Here is a 21,355-nt window from a genome sequence, read left to right on the forward strand (position 1 = left end):
GAATTCCCGGAGTGCGCGGAAAAACGTCGACGGTTGCTCTCCACACTCAGAACCTCTGCTCGGGCGTCGAGAATGGGACACCCCCCGCCCGCCGCCGGAAAACGCGACTACCGGCGGTCCGCAACGACCGATCCGTAGATCATCACGTGTCACCCCTCACGCCCGATCGTGCGGCACGAAAATCAATGTAGAGCATCCGGGGCGCCCGATGAGGGGGATGTGTGAAACAGGTGCTCGAGATTTGAAATCATCCCCAACTACCGGTGCCCGGCAGGGGGTTGCCGGACACCCCGGACCCCTGCCGTGACCTGTGCCGACGTACCTGCGACGCACCCCCGGCGAGCCCCGGCGGGCCGCCCCGGACCGGGGGCCGGGCGGGCCCGCAGGCGCCACTTCCGGCCGTCCGGCCACACCCCTGGGCACGGGCCGGTGGGTACGGGCATGCTGAGGGGACGACCTGCCCGTGGGGCAATCCGGCTTCACCGTACGGGGGCTGACGATGAGTCACAGTGAGGAACCTGCCGCGCGGCCGACCCGCCGCACCCTGCTCACCACGGCCGGGGGCCTGGCCGCCGGACTCGCCGGGGCGGCCGCCACCGGCGCCGGGGCGACGGAGGCCGCGGCAGAACCGGCGGAGGCGGCCGCGGAGGCAGCCGCACGCCGGGGCCCGACACCCTTCGGCCCGGCCGCCGTGCACCCCGGCGACCCGCGCTACGAGAGCCTGGTGAAGGGCGACAACCAGCGCTTCGTCGGCCGCCCGGAGGAGATCCGGGTGGTCGGCAGCACCGAGCAGGTGGTGCAGGCCGTCCAGGACGCGGTCCGCGACGGCCGGCGGATCGGCGTGCGCAGCGGCGGCCACTGCTTCGAGGACTTCACCGCCGACCCGGCGATCCGGCTGCTGCTGGACCTCTCACCCCTGGACGCGGTGGGCTACGACCCCGTGCACCGGGCCTTCGAGGTGCAGCCGGGGGCCACCCTGGGCCGGGTGTACCGGACGCTGTTCAAGGGCTGGGGCGTCACCGTGCCGGCCGGCGGCTGCCCGGAGGTCGGCGCCGGCGGGCACCTGGTCGGCGGCGGGTACGGGCCGCTCTCCCGGCGCTACGGCTCGGTGGTGGACCACCTGTACGGCGTCGAGGTGGTGGTCGTCGACCGCGACGGCACCGCCCGCGCCGTGGTGGCCACCCGCGAGCCGGACGACCCGAACCGCGAACTGTGGTGGGCGCACACCGGCGGGGGCGGCGGCAACTTCGGCGTGGTCACCCGGTACTGGCTGCGCTCGCCGCGGGCCGACGCCGAGGCCCGCGCGGCGGCGCCCGACCCGTGCCGCCTGCTGCCACCGGCGCCCGCCGAGATGCTGGAGGCGCTGGTGGAGTGGACCTGGGACGAGGAGCGCACCACCGAGCGGGCGTTCACCACCCTGCTGCGCAACTTCTGCACCTGGCACGAACGCCACAGCGATCCTGGCGCGCCCGAGGCGGGCCTGTACGCCGTCCTGGAACTCACCCACCGCTCGGCGGCCAAGTTCTCCATGGTGGTCCAGATCGACGCCGGGCTCCCCGGCGCGGCCGACCTGGTCAAGGACTTCGTCGGCCGGGTGAACGCCGGCACCGGCCTGGACCTCGGCGGCGGCAGCGCGACCGTCCCCTGGCTCTACCCGATGACCTGGCCGGGCAACGGCGAGGCCGGCGACATCGTCACCCGCCGCTACAAGGGAAAGGCCGGCTACCTCAGACGCTCCTTCACCGACGACCAACTCTCAACGGTCTACCGCCACTTGACCAATGACACCGGCACTTCCGGGTGCGGCATGCTGGTGGTCGGCTACGGCGGCCAGGTCCGCGCGGTGGAGCCGGGCGCCACCGCGGTGGCCCAGCGCGACGTGGTGATGAAGGCCGTCTACCACAGCGTCTGGGCCGAGGAGAAGGACGACGACGCCCACCTGTCCTGGGTGCGCGCGCTCTACCGCGAGGTCTACCGGGACACCGGCGGCGTGCCCGTCCCCGGCGCGGTGAGCGACGGCTCGTACATCAACTACCCGGACGCCGACCTCGCCGACCCGGCCTGGAACACCTCCGGAGTCCCCTGGCACACCCTCTACTACCAGGGCGGCTACCCGCGCCTGCAACGGGCCAAGGCCCGCTGGGACCCGCGCAACGTGTTCCGGCACGCCCTCTCGGTGGAACTCCCGGAGTAGCCGGACTCGCGGAGTGGCCGGACTGGCGAAGTGGCCGGACTCCCGGAGCGGCCGTCGGGCCCGGCCGGAGCACGCCCCCGTCACGCGCTGGGCGGGTTCCGCGCCAGGTAGCGCAGGCCCTGCTTGAGGTAGGCCCGCGGGTTGGTGGTCAGGTGCCGGGCCCAGTCGGGCCCGGTCTCGCCGCGCCGGTGGGCGTAGCAGGCCAGCGCGTAGCCGAGCATCCGCTCGGACAGGTAGCCGAGCCGCGAGGACGACCAGCCGCGGTCGCTCCGGCGGAACTCGAAGGCGGAGTTGGCGGTGAAGACCCCGAGGCCGAAGTGCACCGTCAGCAGGTCGGTGAGCGGTTCGTGGTCGCGCCGGTCCCGGGAGATCCGCTGCTCGTCCAGGAGCCGGACGTGGCCCAACTCGTGGGCGACGGTAGCGACCAGGGCGACGGGACGGGCGGCCTGGCGCTGATCGACGGCGATCACCGGGCGCCCGTTCTCCCGCCGGTAGTGCCCGGCGGCGGAGCGGGAGCTGTGGTTGAGCCGGAGTTGGTCGACCATCGCCTGCTCGCCGTCGTCCGGCTCGATCTCGATGGTCAGCCGGTTGGGCGGCACGTCCAGGTAGCCGCAGATCTGGGCGATCACCCCCCGGATGTCCTCCGCGGACCCCCGGTACGGCCCGGGGAAGAAGTCCGCCGTCGGCAGCACCGGGGCACGGTCCAGCACCCCGCGGCCGAACTCGGCCGCCAGCCAGGCCATCGACTCCTCGATCCAGACCCGTTCGTCCGGCTCCACCGGACACTTCGGCGCGAACAACGCCATCACACCCCCCGCATGATCACGGACATGATGCACCAGGGTGGTGAACGGCGAGCGCCGGGGCCGTCCGGAGTGGACGGCCACCGGCGCACGGGCACGGGCACGGGGTGGGTCAGGGGTGGCTCAGGGATCAGGGGGCGAGGACCTCCGGGCTCCGCCAACTCACCAGCCGGGCCCCGTCCGGTGGACGGTCCACGACCTCCTGTCCGAACACCCGGTTGATCGAGGTGCCCATGTTCTGCGAGATGTCCGTGCCGTAGACGTGCAGGGAGACCGCGCGCCCGGTACCGGCGTTGGACACCCGGTGGATGTCCTCGTCGGGCGGCACCAGGAACTGCACCCGGCCGGGCGAGCAGGTCGTCCGGGCGTACGGCGCCAGCACCTTGCGGCCGGACCTGGGGAGCCGCCACAGCCGGAAGGCCTCGTCCACCTCGACGCCCTCCAGCACGCCCGACACGCACCAGGCGACGTGGTCGTGGATCGGGGTCGACTGCCCGGGCAGCCAGGTCAGGGCGACCACGGAGTGGGTGCGTTCGGCGTGCAGCAGCCGCTGGCTGTAGCCCCCGGTGTCACCGGCGCACAGGTCCTCGGGGACGATCAGCCCGGCGCGCAGGTACTTGCGCAGGGTGTCCGCGGTGAGCTCCGCGGTCAGCACGTCGGCGGCGGCGTAGCGCGCGAGGTCGGCGAGGAACTCGTCGAGGTTGGATCCGGTGGCCACGGCTACCTCCCCACCCCGGTGAGCGCACGGACCTCCAGCTCGGCGAAGCCGCGCCCGTCCGCGTCCTCGTCCCGGCGGCGGCGACCGCCGGCCAGCGAGCCGAGGACGGCGGCCGCGAACCCGATCGGGATGGAGAGGACGCCCGGGTTCTGCAGGGGCACCGGCGCCGCGGCGGTGCAGGAGATCAGCGCCGTGGCGTTGCCGACCCGCTGGTCCCCGGCGTCCACCCCGCAGTCCTTCGCCTGGGCGGCCGTCAGCTTCACGGCGGGGACGGTGCTGCTCGCGCCGCCCCAGCAGATCGGCGAGAGCAGCACCAGACCGATCGAGGCGACCAGCCCCGCGTAGATGCCGCACTTGGCGCCGAAGGTGGTGAAGCGCCTCCAGAACAGGGTCAGCAGGATCGCCGGCAGGTTGGCCGAGGCGGCGATGGCGAAGGCCAGGGCCACCAGGAACGCCACGTTGAGGTCCCTGGCGACGATCGACAGGGCGGCCGCGACCGCGCCGATCACCACGGCGGCGACCTTCGCGGTGACCAGTTCCTGCCGTTCGGTGGCCCGGCCCTTGCGGATCACGCTGGCGTACAGGTCATGGGCGAAGGAGGACGAGGAGGTCAGGGTGAGCCCGGCGACCACCGCGAGGATGGTGGCGAAGGCCACCGCCGCGATGAACGCCAGCATCAGGGAGCCCCCGGTGGTGCCCGTGCCCCCGCCGAGGTGCTCGGCCAGCAGGGTGGCGGCGGTGTTGCCGGACGGGTCCTTCGCCTTGATCGTCGCCGTGCCGACCAGCGCGGCCGCGCCGAAGCCGAGCACCAGGGTCATCAGGTAGAACACCCCGATGATGCCGATCGCCCAGTTCACCGACTTCCGCGCGTCGCGGCCGGTCGGCACGGTGTAGAAGCGCACCAGCACGTGCGGCAGCGCCGCGGTGCCCAGCACCAGGGCCACGCCGAGGCTGACCAGGTCGAGCTTCGACCAGCCGTCCGTCGCCCCGTACTTGAGGCCGGGCCGCAGGAACGCCTCGCCCTTCTTGGACGCCGAGGCGGCGTCCCCCAGCAGGTGGCCGAGGTCGAAGCCGTACTTCGCCAGCACCCACACGGTCATCACGGCCGCGCCGGCGATCAGCAGCCCGGCCTTGACGATCTGCACCCAGGTGGTGCCCTTCATCCCGCCGACCACGACGTAGACGATCATCAGGGCGCCGACCCCGACGATGGTCCAGATCTGCGCGGAGGCGCCCTTGACGTCGAGCAGCTGGCCGACGATCGTCGCCGCGCCGACCATCTGCGCGATCAGGTAGAAGATCGACACCACGATGGTCGACACCCCGGCCGCGGTCCGCATCGGCCCACTGCGCAGCCGCGCCGCCAGCACGTCCGCCATGGTGAACCGGCCGGTGTTGCGCAGCAGTTCGGCCACCATCAGCAGCGCGACCAGCCAGGCCACCAGGAAGCCGATGGAGTAGAGGAAGCCGTCGTACCCGGAGAGCGCGATGATCCCCGCGATGCCGAGGAAGGACGCCGCGGACAGGTAGTCGCCCGAGATCGCGATGCCGTTCTGCAGCGCGGAGAACTGGCCGCCGCCGGTGTAGAAGCCGCCGGTGCCCCGGGTGCTCCGCCGCGCCCAGAGGGTGATCACCAGGGTCACCGCCACCAGGGCGACGAACAGGCCGACGGTCAGGCCCTGGTGCGAGGCCTCCTGCGCCGTGGTGGCGGTGGGGGCGGCAGCGGCGAGGGGGAGGTGCTGTGTCATGCCAGGCTCCCCGTCGGCTCGTGCTCGTCGCCGGCCCGGGCGGCCGCCGTCCGGCGCAGCTCCTCGGCCAGCGGGTCCAGGCGCCGGGCGGCGAACCGGCCGTAGGCCAGGGCGATGCCGAAGGTGGAAGCGAACTGGAGCAGCCCGAAGACCAGCGCCACGTTGATGTGCCCGACGACCTCGGCCGCCATGAAGCCGCGGGCGTAGGCCGAGCAGAGCACGTACGCCAGGAACCAGAGCAGGAACGCCGCCGTCACCGGGAAGACGAACCTGCGGTATCTGGCGCGCAGGAGGGCGAAGCGCGGATCGTCGCCGATCCAGGGGGTGTCACCGCGCGACGGCGCGGCCGGGTCGATCATGGGAATCCTTCTGAGCGGTACGGAACGGGTCGAACGCGCCGACCGTAGGATCCCCCGGTAGACGAGCGATCAACGCGCGTCCGGCTCAGGGGGGATCCACCGGTGGACCTGCACACGCTCACCCAGTTCCTGGCGGTGGCGCGGCTGGAGCACCTGAGCCGGGCGGCACGGGAACTGCGCGTCGCCCAGCCGTCGTTGAGCCGCTCGGTCGCCCGGCTGGAGGCCGAACTGGGCACACCGCTGTTCGAACGGAGCGGGCGGCTGCGGCTGAACGAGGCCGGCCACCTGTTCCGCGGCTACGTCGAGCGCGCCCTCGGCGAACTGGAGGCGGGCCGGCGGGCCGTGGCCGAGGCGACCGGGGAGGGGCTGGGCACGGTCCGGCTCGCCTCGGAGACCTTCCTGGCCTTCAGCGGCCCGCTGGCGGCGTTCAAACGCGCGCACCCCGGCGTGGAGATCGAACTGCACCAGCTGACCGCCGTCGAGATGGCCCGGCAGCTGCGGGCCCAGGACGTCGACCTGGCCGTCGCCTCCCAGCCGATCGCCGTCGAGGGCCTGGAGTCGGTCCGGCTCCTCGACGAGGAGGTGGGACTGGCCGTGCCGCTCGGCCACCCCCTGGCCGGACGCGCCGCGGTGGGCGTCGAGGAACTCGCCGACCAGCCCTTCATCGCCGCCCGCCCCGGGCACTGGCAGCGCCGACTGCTGGACCGCCTGTTCGCCGGACAGGGCCTGGTGCCCCGGATCGTCTGCGAGGGCGACGAGGCCGGCGCCATCGCCGAACTGATCAGCGCGGGCCTGGGCATCGGCCTGGTGCCCGCCCTCGCCCGGCGCACCGCCACCCGCCTCCCGCTGGCGTGGGTCGACGTCGACAGCCCCGACTGCCGCCGCGCCCTCACCCTGCACTGGCCCCGCGGCGGACGCCTGCCCACCGCCGCCCGGCTGCTGCGCGACGCCGTCGCGGACTGGGACTGGACGGCGGGCGAGGCCGGTGGGCCCGGGCTCCCGGGGGTTCCGGGGGTGTTCTGATCACGCCTGCGGGATCACGTTCCCGCGATCACGTTCCCGCGATCACGTTCCCGCGATCACGTTCGACAGCGGCAGGCCCTCGAAGAAGGCCACCGCCTCCTCCCGCCAGTACGGCCGCCAACCCTGGGCTTCCCTACGGGCCGCCTCCGCGCAGCGGCGCATGTCGGCGCGGAGCTTCCCGTCCACGCCCAGGAGCCGGGCCAGTTCGCGGACCCGCTCGACCGTGGCGGCCGGGCACTGCGGGTCGCCGAGCGCGGACTCCACCACGGCCCGCTGCCCCTCGTCCGCCGCGGCGAGCAGGGCGGTCACCGCGTAACTGCGGCGCCCCGCACGGAGGTCCGCGCCGGTCGACTTGCCGGTGGCGTCCTCCTCCCCGAACAGGTCGAGGTAGTCGTCGCGCAGCTGGCCGCCGATGCCGACCAGGGTCGCGTACCGGCGCAGCCGCACGTCGTGGCGGGCCACGTCCTCGCCGGCGGCCAGCAGCCCCAGCCGCAGCGGGGCGAGCACGGAGTACCGGGTGGACTTGTACTCGCAGACGGTGTGCAGGAACTCCTCGTCCGGGAGCGGCCGGAAGTCGCGTTCGAGGTCCACGATCTGGCCGGCGACCGTCTCGGCACCCGCGTTCAACTGGACCTCCAGCAGCGCCTGGCGCAGCTCGGCGGGTACGTCCGCCTCCAGCAGGACCCGCATCGCGAGGAAGGCGGCGAGGTCCCCGGCCAGGACGGCCAGGCCAAGCGCGGTCCGCTCGGAGTCCGGGAACTCCCGGCGGTAGGCGTAGTAGGTGGAGGGTCCGCCGCGGCGCACGGCCGCGTCGTCGATGATGTCGTCGTGGACGAGTCCGTGCGTCTGGAGCAGTTCGATGCTCAGCGCGGCCTCGGCCAGGCCGGGCACCGGGTCGGTGGTCACGAGTCGCGCGGCCTCGTACAGCAGGGCGACCCGCAGGCGCTTGCCGCCGCGCAGCGAGAGCTCGCGCAGCAGCTCCAGGCAGCGCGGGGTGAAGCGGCTGAGCGGCGGGGTGTCGAGGCGCTGCGGCAGGGCGTCGAAGTAGGCCTCGAAGCGGAGGTCGAAGCGGCGCCGGTGTCCGGCGGCCCGTTCGCGGGCGGCTGCCATGATCGTCTCGTTCACGCCGCCCACCTTCGCATCCACCCGGGCCCGCCCCCACCGCCGGGGTCGACGCGGACCGGCATGCGGACGGCCGACGGATTCATCTCAGCTGCATTTCGGCCATCTGTGCGAAAGGTCTGGTCGTGACCGCGACACCCTCCTAGAGTGGCCGCGATCCTCCGCAAGTGACCGTTTCTTCACACTGGTTCACCTTGCCTTCACACCGGCGTGCCGGCTCCGGCACGTTCAGCGCGCTCCGTCCCACCGCTCCCACCGCTCCCACCGTCGAACCGAAAGGGCCGGGTCCGTGACGCAGGCGTTCCAGTCCCCCGGCTTCGCCGCCCTGGCGGCCGACCGCGCGGTCGAGACGCGGCTCGTCGAGGAGCGCTGGCAGGCGGTCGCCTGGGACCGTCGGACGGACCGGCGCCGGGTGGTCACCGACCGGCCCGAAGGCGTCCACCTGAGCGAGATCGAACCGGACGGCGAGGCCATCTGGTGGTTCGACACCGACGGCGCCGGGGAGGGCCGGTGGTGGCGCGAGCCGTTCACGGGCGGTGCGCGCGGCCCGGCACTGCACGGCGTGCCGCCCGGCCGGGCCTACGGCGTGGCCTTCGACCGGACCGGCGCCCTCGCGGCGGTGGCCGTGGGGACCGGCGACGCCTCGCACTGCTACGTCGGCCCGCCCGCGGGCGAGGCCCGGCCGATCGGTTCGGCGCCGGGGTACCTGGGCCTGGCCGACCTGTCGCCGGACGGCCGGCTGCTCGCCCTCGCCGGACGCCCCGACGGTGACGACGCGGTACTCCTGTGGCCGACGGACAGCACGCCGCCCGGTGCACCGGACAGCGCACCGGAGGGTGCCACGCGGCTCGCCGGGAGCTCCCGACTGCGGCTCTGGCCGATCGAGTTCAACCCCCTCGCCGTCCGCGAACCGGAGCTCCTCCTGGTGATCGAGGAGGACGAGCGGTACTCCGTCGCGACCTGGCGGGCGGCCTCGGGCCTGCGAAGACACCCCGAGCTGTCCTTCGACTCGCAGATCTCGGCCGGCTGGTACGGGGGGCCGCACGGCGTGCTGATCCAGCACGAGCGGGCCGGGCGGAGCCGACTGCTCCTCGCCGACCTCGGCCCGCCGGTGGAACCGGCCCCGCCCGCGCCCGCCCGGGAGATCGGCACACCCGGCGGCACCATCCACGACCTGTCCTGCGCCCCGGACGGCACCCTGCACTGCGTCTGGAGCCGGGAGTCGACCCCGCCCCGCCCCCTGATCCTGCGCCCGAGCGCCGAGGAACCGCACCACCCCGCCCCGGACCACGCCCCGGAGCCCGCCGACGACACCCGCCGCAGCAGACGGTGGACGCCCCGGCCGTACGGGCGGATCCACAGCTTCGTCACCACCCCGGCCGGCCCCGGCCCGTGGCCGACCCTCTTCCTGGTCCACGGCGGCCCCGCCACCCACGACCGGGACTCCTACGACCCCCGGGTGAACGCCCTGGTGGGCCACGGCTACGCGGTGGTGCGCACCAACTACCGCGGCTCCACCGGCTACGGCCCCGGCTGGCAGCACGACTACGGCCACCGGGTCGGCCTGGCCCAGATCGAGGACCTGGCCGCCGTCCGCGCCGAACTGGTCGCCGACGGCACGGCGCTCGCGGACCGCACCGGCCTCTGCGGATTCTCGTGGGGCGGCTACCTGACCCTCCTCGCGCTGGGCGCGCAGCCCGAGCTGTGGACGCTCGGCATGGCCGCCCAGCCGATCGCGGACTACCCCGCCACCTACCGCACCACCACCCCCGCCCTGCGCGAGGTCGACCGCCAGCTCTTCGGCGGGACCCCGGACGAGGTCCCCGAGCGCTACCGCGCGGCCGATCCGCGGTCGTACGTGCACCGGGTCCGCTCGCCCGTCCTGCTGGTCGCCTCGCGGACCGACGAGCGCTGCCCGCCCGAACAGGTCGCCGGGTACGCCGCGGACCTGCGCCGGCTGGCGGTGCCGCACGAACTGCTCTGGGTGGACGGCGGCCACTACAGCCGCCGGACCGCCGACCACCGATCGGTGCTGGAGGCCATGGTCCGCTTCGCCGGACTCGCCTGGCCGGCACCGCTCCCCCGGACACCCCGGGGCGGCCGCCCCGGGGCACCCACCGATCCGATGGAAGGAGGTGAACAGCCATGAAGCGACGCAGCATCCAGAACGACCCGATCGGCACCCCGGAGCGTGACCGGGGCGCCGTGGTGGTCCAGAACTTCTCGCTCGACATCACCAAGGCCGCAGCGGTCGCGCCTGCCCTCAAGGGGCAGCCGAAGCCGAAGCCGGAGACCAAGGTCAAGTGACCCACCGTCGTTCCGGGGCGCCCGCGGGTGCCCCGGAGCGACACCCCGCCGACCGTCCCCGTGGCCGCCCTCGACCACCCGCGACCGCCCTCGACCGACAGAAGTGGCCACCATGCGTATCGTCCTGCTGCACATGCCCTGGGGTGCGATCGACGTGCCCTCGCTGGCCCTCGGGATCCTGCACACGGCCGCCGCCAAGGCCGGGCACGAGACCGAAGTGCGGTACGCCAACCTGGACTTCGTGGACTGGGCCGCCGGGGCCGCCGGCCTCGGCGTGGACGACTACCAGTACTTCTCCGAGAAGTCGTACTTCCAGGGCGCGGGCGACTGGGCCTTCGCCGGCGCGCTGTACGGCGACGACGACGAGGATCCCGGCGGCGCCCACGACGGCTCCGCCGACTACTTCGCGTACCTGGCCGCCGCCGGTGCGAGCCCGCAGGAGATCGCCCTGACCCGGTCCGTCCGGGCCCTCGCCCCCGCGTTCATCACCAGGCTGGTCGACGAACTCGCCGCCGACCCACCGGACCTGGTCGGCTTCACCACCACCTTCCAGCAGAACACGGCCAGCCTCGCCGCCGCGAAACTGCTCAAGCAGCGCTGCCCGCAGGTGCGCACGGTCTTCGGCGGCGCGAACTGCGACGGTCCGCAGGGCGCCGCGCTGCACCGCAACTTCCCCTTCCTGGACCACGTGGTGCGCGGCGAGGGCGAGGCCGCCTTCCCTGCGCTGCTGGCGGGCGACGACCCCGCCACCGTCCCCGGCCTGTGCTGGCGCGACGCCGCCGGGAGGTCGACGGCCAACCCGATGGCCGAGCGGCCGCTGCCGCCCGCCGCGATCCTGACGCCGCGCTACGACGGCTTCTTCGAGCGGCTCGACACCTCCGTCGCGGCCGGCTGGGTCGACCCCAAGCTGGTCCTCGAAGGTTCCCGCGGCTGCTGGTGGGGCGAGAAGCACCACTGCACCTTCTGCGGGCTCAACGGGTCCTCGATGGCGTTCCGCTCCAAGCCGCCGGCCGACTTCCTCGCCGAGGTGCTCACCCTCGCCGAGCGCCACCAGCTGCTCGACGTCTACGTGGTCGACAACATCCTGGACATGGGCTACTTCGACACCGTCCTCAAGTCGCTGGCCGAGCTCCCGGTCGACCTGCGGCTGCACTTCGAGATCAAGGCCAACCTGCGCCGCCACCAGTTCCAACTGCTCGGCGACTCGGGCGCGGCCCAGGTGCAGCCCGGCATCGAGAACCTGAGCACCCGGGTCCTGCGGATCATGGACAAGGGGGTGACCGGCTGCCAGAACGTCCGCGCGCTGCGGGACGCGCAGAGCGCCGGGGTCTCGGTGACCTGGAACTACCTCTACGGCTTCCCGGGCGAACAGCCGGAGGACTACGAGTCGGTGATCCGCCAACTGCCGGTGCTGCACCACCTCGACCCGCCGACCGGGGCGGGCCGGATCGCCATCGAGCGGTTCAGCCCGTACTTCGACCGCCCCGAGCTGGGCTTCGCGATCACCCGGCCGGCCCTCCAGTACCGCGCGACCTACCGCCTCCCGGAGAGCGAACTCAACGAGCTGGCCTACGTGTTCAGCGCGCCGCCGCGCGGGATCGGCGGCGGCCTCGCGGAGCGGCTGGGCGCGGCGGTGGACACCTGGCTCGCGCGGTTCCCCGACAGCCGGCTCAGCTACCGGGACGCGGGCGCGCGGGTCGTGCTCGTCAACACCCGCCCCGGGTACGACTGGCGGGCGGTCGAGCTGACCGATCCCGTGGAGCTCGCCGTCTTCCGGCTGCTCGACCGGCCCCGGTCGGCCGCCGCGCTGGCCGCCAAGGTCCCCGGCGGCGCGGCGGCGGTCGAGCCGGTGCTGGAGCGCTTCACCGCGCTGGGCCTGCTGTTCCACGACGGCGACGGCTACCTCCAGGTCGCCGTCGAGTCCGACAACCAGGTGCTGATGCGGATGCGGCACCGGCACGGTGCCGAAGGCGCCGCCGGCCCCGACACCCCTGCCCGTCCCGGTACCCGCAGCGAGGAGGTGCCCGATGCCGTCGCGATCGGCTGAACGGACCGGGCGGCACGACGGTGCCGCCGCCTGGCGCGAGGCCGCGCCGGAGGTCGAGCTCTGGCTCGACTACGACCCCGCCGTACGGGAGTTGCCGGGCTTCGCACTCGGCCGCCGCACCCTGACCGGCCCGGCGCAGGCCGAGGTCACCGGACTGCACCGGGCCGGGGTCCGCTGCCTGCGGCTGACCGAGCCGGTGCGGTTGTGCGCGGACGCGCCGGCGGCCTCGGCCCGGGCGCTGATGCTGCTGCGCGAGGCGACCGGACAGGGGCTGGCCGTGCTCTGGCGGGCGGTCTGCCCGGACGGCTGCGCGGCGCAGCGCCGGTTCCACCACCTGTACCCGCCCGAGCAGTTGACCGGTGGCGGCGCACCGGACGTGCTCGCCGACTGGCGCGCCACCTACTTCCCGAGCAAGTGCGTGCTCCGGCGCGGCCCCGGCTTCGTCGAGGTGCGGGACCGCCGGTTCGGGACGCTGGAGCTGTTCACCATCGACGAGCCGGGCCACCTGGCACAGCTGGAGGCACTGTCCGAGGGCGTCGAGGTCGACCGGCTGCCGGACGCCGTCCGCCGGGACTTCGCCGAGGCCGGTCTGATCGCCGAACAGGCCGGCCGCGCCTGGTTCCTGCCGATGCGGGTGCGCCGCTGGCCGTTCCCGTCGCTGACGGTCTGACGGCCTTCCCCGCGGCACGGCCGCCCAGCTGCCCGGCCGACCGGCCGACCGGCCCGCACGAGTTCCGAGCCCGAGGAGAGAGATCCATGACCACTGCGGTCGACGACGACGCCGCAGCCCGGATGGCCGCCTTCATCCGCGACCCCTACCCCACGCTCGCCCGGATCCGTGAGGCCGGCGCGGTCTCCGTCGTGGAGTTCGGCGAGGGGCTGCCGGTCTACCTGGTGACCCGCTACCAGGACGTCCGGGCCGCGTTGACGGATCCGCGCTTCGGGCAGGACGTCCGCCGCAGCCAGGCCATCGCGAGCGGGCGCGGCGCCGGGCTGACGCTCGGTTCCGAGGTCGTCCACATGCTCAACAGCGATCCGCCGGACCACACCCGGCTGCGCCGCCTGATCCAGGGCGTCTTCACCCGCCGACGGGTCGACGAGATGCGGCCGCTGGTCGAGCGCACCGCCGACGGCCTGCTGGACGGGCTGCGCGGGCGCGGGACCGCCGACCTGATCACGGACTTCGCCTTCCCGCTGCCCATCATGGTCATCTGCGAGCTGCTCGGCTTCCCCCCGGAGGACATGCAGGCCTTCCGCACCTGGTCGACGGCGATCCTCACCCAGGGCGGCGACCTGTCCTTCGCCCAGGCGACCGAGGAACTGAACGACTACCTGCGGGAGTTGATGGCGGCCCGGCGGGCGTCGCCGAAGGCCGACATCCTCACCGACCTGGTGCAGGCCCGGGACGCCGGCGAACTCACCGAGCGGGAGGTGTTCTCGATGGTCTTCCTGCTGCTGATCGGCGGCCACGAGACCACCGTCAACCTGCTCGGCACCGCCACCCTGGCGCTGCTCCACCACCCCGACCAGCTCGCCCTGCTGCGCGCCGACCCGGCGTCGATGCCGGTCGCCGTCGACGAGTTCCTCCGCTACGAATCCCCGGTCAGCATGGCCACGTTGAGGTTCACCAACGCCGATGTGACGGTCGACGACGTCGAGATCCCGGCGGACGAACTGGTGCTGCTCTCGCTCGGCGCAGCCAACCGGGACCCGGCCCGCTTCACCGACCCCGACCGGCTGCTCCTGGACCGGGGCGACCCCGGCCACCTGGCCTTCGGACAGGGCCTGCACCGCTGCCTCGGCTCCTTCCTCGGCCGACTGGAGAGCGAGGTCGCGCTCACCGGGCTGCTGTCGCGCTTCACCCGGATCGAGCTGGCGGCCGCGGAGGAGACCCTGCCCTGGCGCAACACCATCATGCTGCGCGGCCTGGAGTCGCTGCCGGTGTCGCTCGATGGCTAGCGGCACCGGCACCGGTACGAGCGGCAGCGACGGGCCCGGCGGCGCGGAGGCGGGCAGCCAGCTGAATCCGGGTGGCCGTACGAGCCCAGGCGGCACCGAACCCGCGCGTGCCGCAGGGCCGTTGCGGTTCCGCCCCCGGTTCGGCCTGGCACCGCTGCGCGCCCGCGGCTTCCGGCTGCTGGTGATCGGGCAGGCCACCTCGGAGTTCGGCAACGCGTTCCAGGTGGTCGCCCTGCCGCTGCTGGTCTACTCCCTCGGCGGCGGCGCCCGCCGACTGAGCCTGGTGATCGCCGCCTACGGCGCGGGCCGGCTGGCCGCCACCCCGCTCGGCGGGATGCTCGCCGACCGCTTCGGCGCCCGGCGGGTGATGCTGGCCGCCGACCTCGGCCGGCTGCTCGCCACCACCGGCCTGTGCGCGGCCGCGGCCGCCGGGGCGGCGGACTTCCGGCTGATCGGCGGGCTGGCACTGCTGGTCGGCCTCGGCGCCGGGGTGTTCCTGCCGGCCGCCTGGGCGATCACCCCGACCCTGCTGCCCGCCGCGGACCTGCACGCGGGCAACGCGCTGAACAGCACGGTCACCTTCGGCGCCGGTCTGCTCGGTCCGGCGCTGGCCGGCCCGCTGGTCGCCTGGCTGGACCCGGCCGCCGCGCTGGGCCTGGACGCGGCGACCTTCGCCGTGTCGGCGGCGACGCTGCTGCTGATCGGTCGCGGCAGCCCGGTCGCCCCGCCCGGCCCGATCTCCGAACGCGCCTCCGTACCAAGGAACTTCCGTACCCTGCTGCGGGAGTCGCCGCTGCTGCGCGCGGTGCTGACGGTGACGGTGATCGCCAATCTGACGGTGGGCGGCGCCACCCGGGTCGCCCTGCCGACCCTGGCCACCCACGGCTTCGGCGCCGGCGCCGTCGGGCTCGGCCTGCTGCTGGCCGCCTTCACCGGCGGCGCGCTGGTCGGCGGCCTCTTCGCGGCCGGCCTCACCGAACTGCGCTCGCGCGGCCGTACGGCGATGCTCTCCGGCCTGGTGATGGGTGCGGCGATCGGCCTGGTGCCGTTCACCGGCCTGGTCGGCGCCGTGCTGCTGCTCTTCCTGGCCGGCGGCGCCAGCACCGTGACCAACGTCCTGGTCGTCACCGGCGTGCAGCGCGGCACTCCGCCCGCGCTGCTGGCCCGGGTCATGGCGGCGATCACCTTCTGCGCGCTGGGGGTCTTCCCGCTCTCGGTGATCGCGGCCGGCGCGGCCGTGGACGCCTTCGGGGCCCGCGGGGTGTTCGCGACGACCGGACTGTGCCTGACGGGCGCGTTCGGGTACGCGCTGACCAGGCGCGTCATCCGCGAACTGTGAGGCCGTGGCGTCGGCGGAGGATTTGACTCCGCCGACGATCACCACGCATAGTGCCCGCATGGCTGGATACCTCGTTTCGCGCAGGCACATCGACCTGCGCCGTGTGACGGCGATGAGCTGTCGCCCCAGCTGCTGACGCACGCCCTCTTCCGGCTCTGACGCCGGGCGCCCGCGTCCCTCCGTTCCCTTTCTTCACTTCACTTCCTTCCTTCCGCTCGCCCTTTTCGCGACCGCCTCGATCCGTGCGGTCGTGCGCTGCCGTCCGCCCTGCCCCGGTCTTCCCCGGTCCCGGCCCCCGGTCCCCGTACGTCCCGGACCGGATCAGACCGACCTCGGGCCGAACCCAGGCCGGGCCGGCCGGCGGCGCCTCCCCTCACCACCACACCTCTGGAGCCTCCATGGGCCCGCGCCGGGTTCTCGTCACCACTCTCGCCGTTCTCGCCTCCCTGGCCTCGCTCACCGCCTGCGGCGGCAGCTCCTCGGGCGCGAAGTCCGCCGACAATCCGTACCAGTTGTCCGTTCCCGGGACGATACGCGTCGGCACCCTCTCGGACGCGCCGCCGAACGTGTACCTCAAGGACGGCAAGTTCACCGGTTTCGACAACGACCTGTTCACGGCCGTCGCCGCCAAGGCCGGCCTCAAGGTGGAGTTCGCGGCGACGGACTTCTCGTCGCTGCTGTCCCAGGTCGCCAACCACAAGTTCGACGTGGGCAGTTCGTCCATCACCGTCACCGAGGCCCGCAAGAAGACGGTGGCCTTCACCAACGGCTACGACTTCGGCTACTTCGGCCTGGACGTCCCCGCCGGTTCGCCGATCACCGCCTTCGACCAACTGGCGGGCAAGCGCGTCGTGGTCGTCCAGGGGACCGTCCAGGACGACTACGCGACCAAGAACAACCTCAACCCGGTGCGCGTGCCCGACTACAACGGCGCGCTGAACCAGCTCAAGGCCGGGACGGCCGAGGCCTGGATCTCGCCCGCGGAGATCGGCGAGAAGAGCGCCCAGGACAGCGGCGGCAAGGTGGTCCTCGCCCAGAAGCAGCTCAGCTCCGCGCCGACCGCCTTCGCCGTCGCCCAGAACCGCCCCGAACTGCTCGCCGCGCTGAACAAGGCCCTCGACGAGGTGATCACGGACGGCACCTGGACCCGCCTCCAGGAGCAGTACTACCCGGGACGCCCGGTGCCGGACGGCTTCAAGCCCGGCAACGGCTCGGTCGCCTACCCGCCCGTCAAGGCGGCCCCGAACACGGGTGCACCGGCCGGCGCGTCCCCGACTCCCTGACCTCGCCCCTCACCCCCTCACCCCCGAACCGGACGACAAGGAGGCCGACGTGGACCAGCTGGGCACGCTGGCGGAGACGTTCTTCAACTGGGGATCGATGCGCTCCGCGATCTCCGACCTGCTCACCACCGGCGTGCCCAACACGCTGATCCTCGCGGTGACTTCGGCCGTCATCGGCACCGTCCTGGGGCTGCTGCTGGCAGTGGCCGGCATCGCCCGGACGCGCTGGCTGCGCTGGCCCGCCCGGGTCTACACCGACGTGTTCCGCGGTCTTCCGGCCGCGGTCACCATCCTGCTGATCGGCGTGGGGCTGGCCCCGCAGGGGATGGAGATCTGGGGGCCGGACCCGTACCCGCTCGGGGTCCTCGCGCTGTCCCTGATCGCCGCCGCCTACTTCGGGGAGATCTTCCGCTCCGGGATCCAGAGCGTGGAGGCGGGCCAGTTCGAGGCGGCGCGCGCGCTGGGCTTCTCGTACGCGGCGGCGATGCGGCTGATCATCCTCCCGCTCGGCGTCCGGCGGGTGCTGCCGGCCTGGGTGAACCAGCTCATCTCGCTGATCAAGGACTCCAGCCTGATCTACTTCCTCGGCCTGACGGCCGATCAGCGCGACCTCTTCCGGATCGGCCAGGACTCCGCCGCCACCACCGGCAACGAGTCCGCGCTGGTGCTCGCCGGCCTGTTCTACCTCCTGCTCACCGTGCCGCTGACGCATCTGGTCAACGTGATCGACCGGCGGCTCCGCCACGGGCGCGGCGCACCGGCCGCCCCCTCCCCCTCCGAGGCCCGGCCCTCGCCCGAGCCCGCCCCCGCGCCCGAAGGAGCGGCACGTGTCTGACCACCGCCCCACCGAGTCCGCCGACACCGAGGCCACTGGCACCACCACGACGGCCGCCGGCACCGCCACCCGCACGCCGTTCTCCCCGGTCAGCCTGGCCACCCGGGACCTCCACCTGTCCCTGGGCGGCACCCCGATCCTGCGCGGCGTGGACCTCGACGTCCCCTCGGGACACACCCTCTCCGTGATCGGTCCCTCCGGTTCCGGCAAGTCCACCCTGCTGCGCACGATCAACCGCCTGCTGGAGCCCGACCGCGGCGACGTCCTGCTGGACGGCGAGAGCGTCCTGCACCGCGACCCCGACCTGCTGCGCCGCCAGGTCGGCATGGTCTTCCAGCAGTTCAACCTCTTCCCGCACCTGAGCGTGCTGCGCAACCTCACCCTCCCGCTCCGCAAGCTCCGGGGCCTCTCCCGCGAGGAGGCGACCGGGACCGCCCTGCGCCAACTCGACCTGGTCGGCCTGCGGCACAAGGCCGACGTCCGGCCCGCCCGGCTGTCCGGCGGCCAGCAGCAGCGGGTGGCGATCGCCCGCGCGCTGGCCATGGAGCCCCAGGTGATGCTCTTCGACGAGGCGACCTCGGCCCTGGACCCGGAACTCGTCAAGGGCGTCCTGTCCCTGATGGCCGACCTCGGCCGCGCGGGCATGACCATGGTGGTGGTCACCCACGAGATGGGCTTCGCCCGCTCGGTCTCCGACACCGTCGCCTTCATGGACGGCGGGGTGGTGGTCGAGTCCGGCCCACCGGGGGCGGTCTTCGACGCACCGCGCAGCCCGCGCCTGCGGCAGTTCCTCGCGGACGTGCTCTGACTCCGGCCCGGCGCTCGGAGCGGGACCGTTGACAGTGCCATGCCGGGCTCCTAACGTGGCGCAGTCGATTACCCGTGAGTAGGGAACGCTGATGGCCGAGCCCCGCCCGTACGACCTCGTCCTGTTCGGCGCCACCGGGTTCACCGGCGGTCTCACCGCCGAGTACCTGGCCCGGGCCGCGCCCGAGGGCTGCCGCTGGGCCCTCGCCGGGCGGGACGAGCGCAGGCTCGCCGCCGTCCGGGCGCGGTTGACCCGGATCGACCCGCGCTGCGCGGACCTCCCGCTGCTGGTGGCCGACGCCGCCGACCACCGGGCGCTGCGCCAGGTGGCGGGCTCGGCCCGGGTGGTGGTCTCCACCGTCGGCCCCTACCTGCGGCACGGCGAGCCGCTGGTAGCGGCCTGCGCGGACACCGGCACCGACTACGTGGACCTCACCGGCGAGCCGGAGTTCGTCGACCGGATGTACCTCCGCCACCACGAGCGGGCGGTGGCCAGCGGCGCCCGGCTGGTGCACGCCTGCGGCTTCGACTCGGCGCCGCACGACCTCGGCGTGCTCTTCACCGTCGACGAACTGGTGCGCCGCAGCGGCCCGGTGGCCCGGCTCTCCGTCGAGGGCTTCGTCCGCGTCGGCGGCACCGTCTCCGGCGGCACCTTCGCCTCCGCGCTCACGGCCCTCTCCCGGCCGCGGGCCATGGCCCGGGCCGCCCGCGCCCGCCGCGCGGTCGAGCCCCGACCGAAGGGGCGGCTGGTCCGCACCCCCACCGGCCTGCCGCACCGCTCCCGGGCCGCCCGCGCCTGGGCCGTGCCGCTGCCCACGATCGACCCCCAGGTGGTGTCCCGCTCGGCCGCCGCACTGGACGCGTACGGACCGGACTTCGGCTACGCCCACTACGCGGCGGTACGCAGGCTGCCGGTCGCCCTCGCCGGCCTCGGCGCCGTCGCGGCGCTCGCCCTCGCCGCCCAACTCCCCGCGCTGCGCCACGCCCTGGAGCGGCTGCGCAAACCCGGCGACGGCCCGGGCCCGGAACAGCGGGCCCGCTCCTGGTTCGCCGTCCGCTTCGCCGCCCGGGCCCAGGACGGCCGCACCCTCCTCACCGAGGTCACCGGCGGCGACCCCGGCTACCAGGAGACGGCCAAGATGCTCGCCGAGTCCGCCCTCTGCCTCGCCTACGACGACCTGCCCCCGCTGGCCGGCCAACTCACCACGGCGGTCGCCATGGGCCGCCCCCTGATCGACCGCCTCACCGCGGCGGGCCTCTCCTTCCGCGTCCTCCCCACCCCGCCCCGCACCGCCCCCGGCCGCTGAACCCGGTCACCGGCCCCGGTACGCGGTCGGCGCGCCACCGTTCGGAACGGTCAGGCGCGGCCGACCGGGGCGTGCGGCCGCTGGATCTCCTCCGGGTGGGCCGTGTGCCGCAGGGCCTCCTCGTAGGCGACGGCACCCGGCGCCAAGGACACCAAGCGCTCAAACCCTCGCCCACGTAGCCGGAGCGGACCCGCCGTACCGGTCCACGACCGCAGCGCTGCCGGAGACCGTGCGGACGGTCTCCGGCAGCGCTGCGGCGGGATCCAGCGGTGCTCGGGATTCTCGAAGTCAAGGCGTGCCGCGGCGCTCGACGGCCCGGCCGGCGGTCCGTCAGGACCATTCCCACCGCGGCTCGCCGTCGTAGCCGCCCTCCTTGCGGCCGATGTCCCCGTACCGGTAGTCGCCGTTGGGGAGGGCGAAGACGTACTCGCGCGGGTCGGCCGATGCGGGCTCCAGCTTCCGCCAGGCGCTGTGGTAGCCGAGCGCGTAGAAGTTCTTGGACGGCTTCCAGGCGTTGTAGCAGGCCATGGCGTCGCGCTTCGTCCTCATGTGGGCGTCGGGGATGTTCAGCACGTAGGCGGCGCCGTTGCCGCGCAAGGACGGCTTGTGGTCGTAGGCGTAGACGAAGTTGAAGCGCACATCGGTGAGCTTGCCCTCCCTCGCCAGCTGCACGGCCGCGTCGGAGATCGCCTTGTGGGTCGCGCTGACCTCCAGCCAGCCCGCGGTGAACTTGTGCGAGGCGCCCGGGTACTGATCCGCGATGGACGCGATCTTCGACTTGACCGTCTTGGTGAACTTCTTGAAGGCGTCGTCCCCGTTCCACGCGGAGTCGGAGATCTTCAGGTTGATCACCTTGTCGACGCCGAGGACGGCGGCCGAGGCCATGAACTCCGCGGTCCGGGCCGGCACGATCACGCTGTCACTGGCGGCGCCGGTCGGCCAGTTCAGCCCGTGCGGGCCGCGGGCAATGCAGTGGTCCATCGCGCGCAGCTCGCAGTCCAGCTGGTCGCCGTTCTGGTCCTTCTCGTTCATGAGCCTCGCCAGCCCGTCGTTCTCACCCAGTGTCACCAGCACCAGGTACACGGGCCGTCCGGCCGCCTTGTGCTCCAGGATCGACCCGGCCAGGCCCAGCACCTCGTCGTCCTGGTGCGGCGAGTAGAAGATCGCCGGCGCGGACGCGGCCGAGGCCCTGCCCCCCGACAGACCGGTGCCCAGGAGCGTCGCCCCGGCCAGCGCACCCGCCGTCAGCACCCGCCGCCGGGACAGGCCCGCACGGCCGATCCCGGCCATCGCCGCCTCCTGCCGGCCCCACCGGGCCGGCCCGTACCCCGGCCCGCCGTCGCCGGTGGGAGCGGAGGAGTCGAAGCGGTGGAGGAAGTGACGATCGGCCATGGACAGGCTCCTTGGACAGCGGCACCGCGGGGGCGGCACGGGAAACGGGAGTCGACGGTGACGGCGGACGAACCACCAGGTCACGCCCCCGACACTACGGAGCGCACCCGTC

The 21,355-nt window shown here is 73.7% G+C and carries 18 protein-coding genes; 12 read left to right on the top strand and 6 right to left on the bottom strand.

The features are described 5' to 3' along the window. The first annotated feature begins 499 nt into the window (after positions 1–499). Complete coding sequence (locus tag ACFY2K_RS31760) at positions 500–2,194, top strand: FAD-binding oxidoreductase (RefSeq protein ID WP_387716127.1); 1,695 nt, start codon at positions 500–502, stop codon at positions 2,192–2,194. 80 nt (positions 2,195–2,274) lie between these two features. On the opposite strand, the gene ACFY2K_RS31765 is transcribed toward ACFY2K_RS31760, so the two are convergent. From ACFY2K_RS31765 to ACFY2K_RS31780, 4 genes are all read right to left on the bottom strand, one after another. Then, positions 2,275–3,000, bottom strand: a complete 726-nt coding sequence (locus ACFY2K_RS31765; RefSeq protein WP_380586512.1) for a hypothetical protein — start codon at positions 2,998–3,000, stop codon at positions 2,275–2,277. 127 nt (positions 3,001–3,127) lie between these two features. After that, the gene (locus ACFY2K_RS31770) at positions 3,128–3,715 is read right to left on the bottom strand and encodes a cysteine dioxygenase (RefSeq protein ID WP_380641376.1); all 588 of its coding nucleotides are present in this window, start codon (positions 3,713–3,715) and stop codon (positions 3,128–3,130) included. Positions 3,716–3,717: 2 nt separating this feature from the next. Then, entirely contained in the window at positions 3,718–5,463 is a 1,746-nt protein-coding gene (locus ACFY2K_RS31775) for a cation acetate symporter (protein WP_387716129.1), read from the bottom strand. After that, positions 5,460–5,822, bottom strand: coding sequence for a DUF485 domain-containing protein (locus ACFY2K_RS31780; protein WP_387716131.1), 363 nt, complete (start codon positions 5,820–5,822; stop codon positions 5,460–5,462). Before ACFY2K_RS31780 ends, ACFY2K_RS31775 begins: the two co-directional genes overlap by 4 nt. Positions 5,823–5,924: 102 nt before the next feature. On the opposite strand from ACFY2K_RS31780, the gene ACFY2K_RS31785 reads away from it, so the two are divergent. Continuing rightward, complete coding sequence (locus ACFY2K_RS31785; RefSeq protein ID WP_380641372.1) at positions 5,925–6,845, top strand: LysR family transcriptional regulator; 921 nt, start codon at positions 5,925–5,927, stop codon at positions 6,843–6,845. A gap of 42 nt (positions 6,846–6,887) precedes the next feature. Here ACFY2K_RS31785 and ACFY2K_RS31790 read toward each other — a convergent pair whose 3' ends face one another. After that, positions 6,888–7,955, bottom strand: a complete 1,068-nt coding sequence (locus ACFY2K_RS31790; protein WP_380641412.1) for a polyprenyl synthetase family protein — start codon at positions 7,953–7,955, stop codon at positions 6,888–6,890. A gap of 301 nt (positions 7,956–8,256) precedes the next feature. Here ACFY2K_RS31790 and ACFY2K_RS31795 point away from each other — a divergent pair, with 301 nt between their 5' ends. From ACFY2K_RS31795 to ACFY2K_RS31840, 10 genes are all read left to right on the top strand, one after another. Beyond that, positions 8,257–10,116, top strand: a complete 1,860-nt coding sequence (locus ACFY2K_RS31795; protein ID WP_387716133.1) for an alpha/beta hydrolase family protein — start codon at positions 8,257–8,259, stop codon at positions 10,114–10,116. After that, positions 10,113–10,274: a hypothetical protein gene (locus tag ACFY2K_RS31800; RefSeq protein WP_380409779.1), complete on the top strand. Its 162-nt coding sequence runs from the start codon at positions 10,113–10,115 to the stop codon at positions 10,272–10,274. Before ACFY2K_RS31795 ends, ACFY2K_RS31800 begins: the two co-directional genes overlap by 4 nt. 112 nt (positions 10,275–10,386) lie before the next feature. After that, positions 10,387–12,321, top strand: a complete 1,935-nt coding sequence (locus tag ACFY2K_RS31805) for a RiPP maturation radical SAM C-methyltransferase (protein WP_387716135.1) — start codon at positions 10,387–10,389, stop codon at positions 12,319–12,321. Beyond that, a complete protein-coding gene (locus tag ACFY2K_RS31810; protein ID WP_380525002.1) occupies positions 12,302–12,991 on the top strand; it encodes a DUF5825 family protein in 690 nt (229 codons plus the stop codon). Before ACFY2K_RS31805 ends, ACFY2K_RS31810 begins: the two co-directional genes overlap by 20 nt. A gap of 86 nt (positions 12,992–13,077) precedes the next feature. Next, entirely contained in the window at positions 13,078–14,280 is a 1,203-nt protein-coding gene (locus tag ACFY2K_RS31815) for a cytochrome P450 (protein ID WP_387716136.1), read from the top strand. Then, positions 14,273–15,619 carry an MFS transporter gene (locus ACFY2K_RS31820; protein ID WP_387716137.1) on the top strand — a complete coding sequence of 449 codons (1,347 nt, stop codon included), beginning with the start codon at positions 14,273–14,275 and terminating at the stop codon, positions 15,617–15,619. The genes ACFY2K_RS31815 and ACFY2K_RS31820 overlap by 8 nt, the downstream gene beginning before the upstream one ends. Positions 15,620–16,017: 398 nt before the next feature. Further along, positions 16,018–16,902, top strand: a complete 885-nt coding sequence (locus ACFY2K_RS31825) for an ABC transporter substrate-binding protein (protein WP_387716138.1) — start codon at positions 16,018–16,020, stop codon at positions 16,900–16,902. Positions 16,903–16,951: 49 nt separating this feature from the next. Further along, positions 16,952–17,737 (top strand): amino acid ABC transporter permease, encoded by a 786-nt coding sequence (locus tag ACFY2K_RS31830; RefSeq protein WP_380586485.1) that lies wholly within the window; start codon positions 16,952–16,954, stop codon positions 17,735–17,737. Further along, positions 17,730–18,545 (top strand): amino acid ABC transporter ATP-binding protein, encoded by an 816-nt coding sequence (locus tag ACFY2K_RS31835; protein WP_387716139.1) that lies wholly within the window; start codon positions 17,730–17,732, stop codon positions 18,543–18,545. Before ACFY2K_RS31830 ends, ACFY2K_RS31835 begins: the two co-directional genes overlap by 8 nt. Before the next feature lie 91 nt (positions 18,546–18,636). Next, entirely contained in the window at positions 18,637–19,851 is a 1,215-nt protein-coding gene (locus ACFY2K_RS31840; RefSeq protein WP_387716140.1) for a saccharopine dehydrogenase family protein, read from the top strand. A gap of 330 nt (positions 19,852–20,181) precedes the next feature. On the opposite strand, the gene ACFY2K_RS31845 is transcribed toward ACFY2K_RS31840, so the two are convergent. After that, positions 20,182–21,243, bottom strand: coding sequence for a PIG-L deacetylase family protein (locus ACFY2K_RS31845; RefSeq protein WP_380586475.1), 1,062 nt, complete (start codon positions 21,241–21,243; stop codon positions 20,182–20,184). Between the last annotated feature and the right edge of the window lie 112 nt (positions 21,244–21,355).

The sequence above is a fragment of the Kitasatospora sp. NPDC001309 genome, from assembly GCF_042896295.1.
In the GTDB taxonomy this organism is placed as follows: domain Bacteria; phylum Actinomycetota; class Actinomycetes; order Streptomycetales; family Streptomycetaceae; genus Kitasatospora.

Excerpts from the sequence above, each read along its gene's own strand:
- ACFY2K_RS31760 (WP_387716127.1), top strand. The coding sequence starts at position 500 with ATGAGTCACAGTGAGGAACCTGCCGCGCGGCCGACCCGCCGCACCCTG.
- ACFY2K_RS31765 (WP_380586512.1), bottom strand. The coding sequence starts at position 3,000 with ATGGCGTTGTTCGCGCCGAAGTGTCCGGTGGAGCCGGACGAACGGGTC.
- ACFY2K_RS31775 (WP_387716129.1), bottom strand. The coding sequence starts at position 5,463 with ATGACACAGCACCTCCCCCTCGCCGCTGCCGCCCCCACCGCCACCACG.
- ACFY2K_RS31780 (WP_387716131.1), bottom strand. The coding sequence starts at position 5,822 with ATGATCGACCCGGCCGCGCCGTCGCGCGGTGACACCCCCTGGATCGGC.
- ACFY2K_RS31790 (WP_380641412.1), bottom strand. The coding sequence starts at position 7,955 with ATGGCAGCCGCCCGCGAACGGGCCGCCGGACACCGGCGCCGCTTCGAC.
- ACFY2K_RS31800 (WP_380409779.1), top strand. The coding sequence starts at position 10,113 with ATGAAGCGACGCAGCATCCAGAACGACCCGATCGGCACCCCGGAGCGT.
- ACFY2K_RS31805 (WP_387716135.1), top strand. The coding sequence starts at position 10,387 with ATGCGTATCGTCCTGCTGCACATGCCCTGGGGTGCGATCGACGTGCCC.
- ACFY2K_RS31810 (WP_380525002.1), top strand. The coding sequence starts at position 12,302 with ATGCCGTCGCGATCGGCTGAACGGACCGGGCGGCACGACGGTGCCGCC.
- ACFY2K_RS31815 (WP_387716136.1), top strand. The coding sequence starts at position 13,078 with ATGACCACTGCGGTCGACGACGACGCCGCAGCCCGGATGGCCGCCTTC.
- ACFY2K_RS31820 (WP_387716137.1), top strand. The coding sequence starts at position 14,273 with ATGGCTAGCGGCACCGGCACCGGTACGAGCGGCAGCGACGGGCCCGGC.
- ACFY2K_RS31825 (WP_387716138.1), top strand. The coding sequence starts at position 16,018 with ATGGGCCCGCGCCGGGTTCTCGTCACCACTCTCGCCGTTCTCGCCTCC.
- ACFY2K_RS31840 (WP_387716140.1), top strand. The coding sequence starts at position 18,637 with ATGGCCGAGCCCCGCCCGTACGACCTCGTCCTGTTCGGCGCCACCGGG.
- ACFY2K_RS31845 (WP_380586475.1), bottom strand. The coding sequence starts at position 21,243 with ATGGCCGATCGTCACTTCCTCCACCGCTTCGACTCCTCCGCTCCCACC.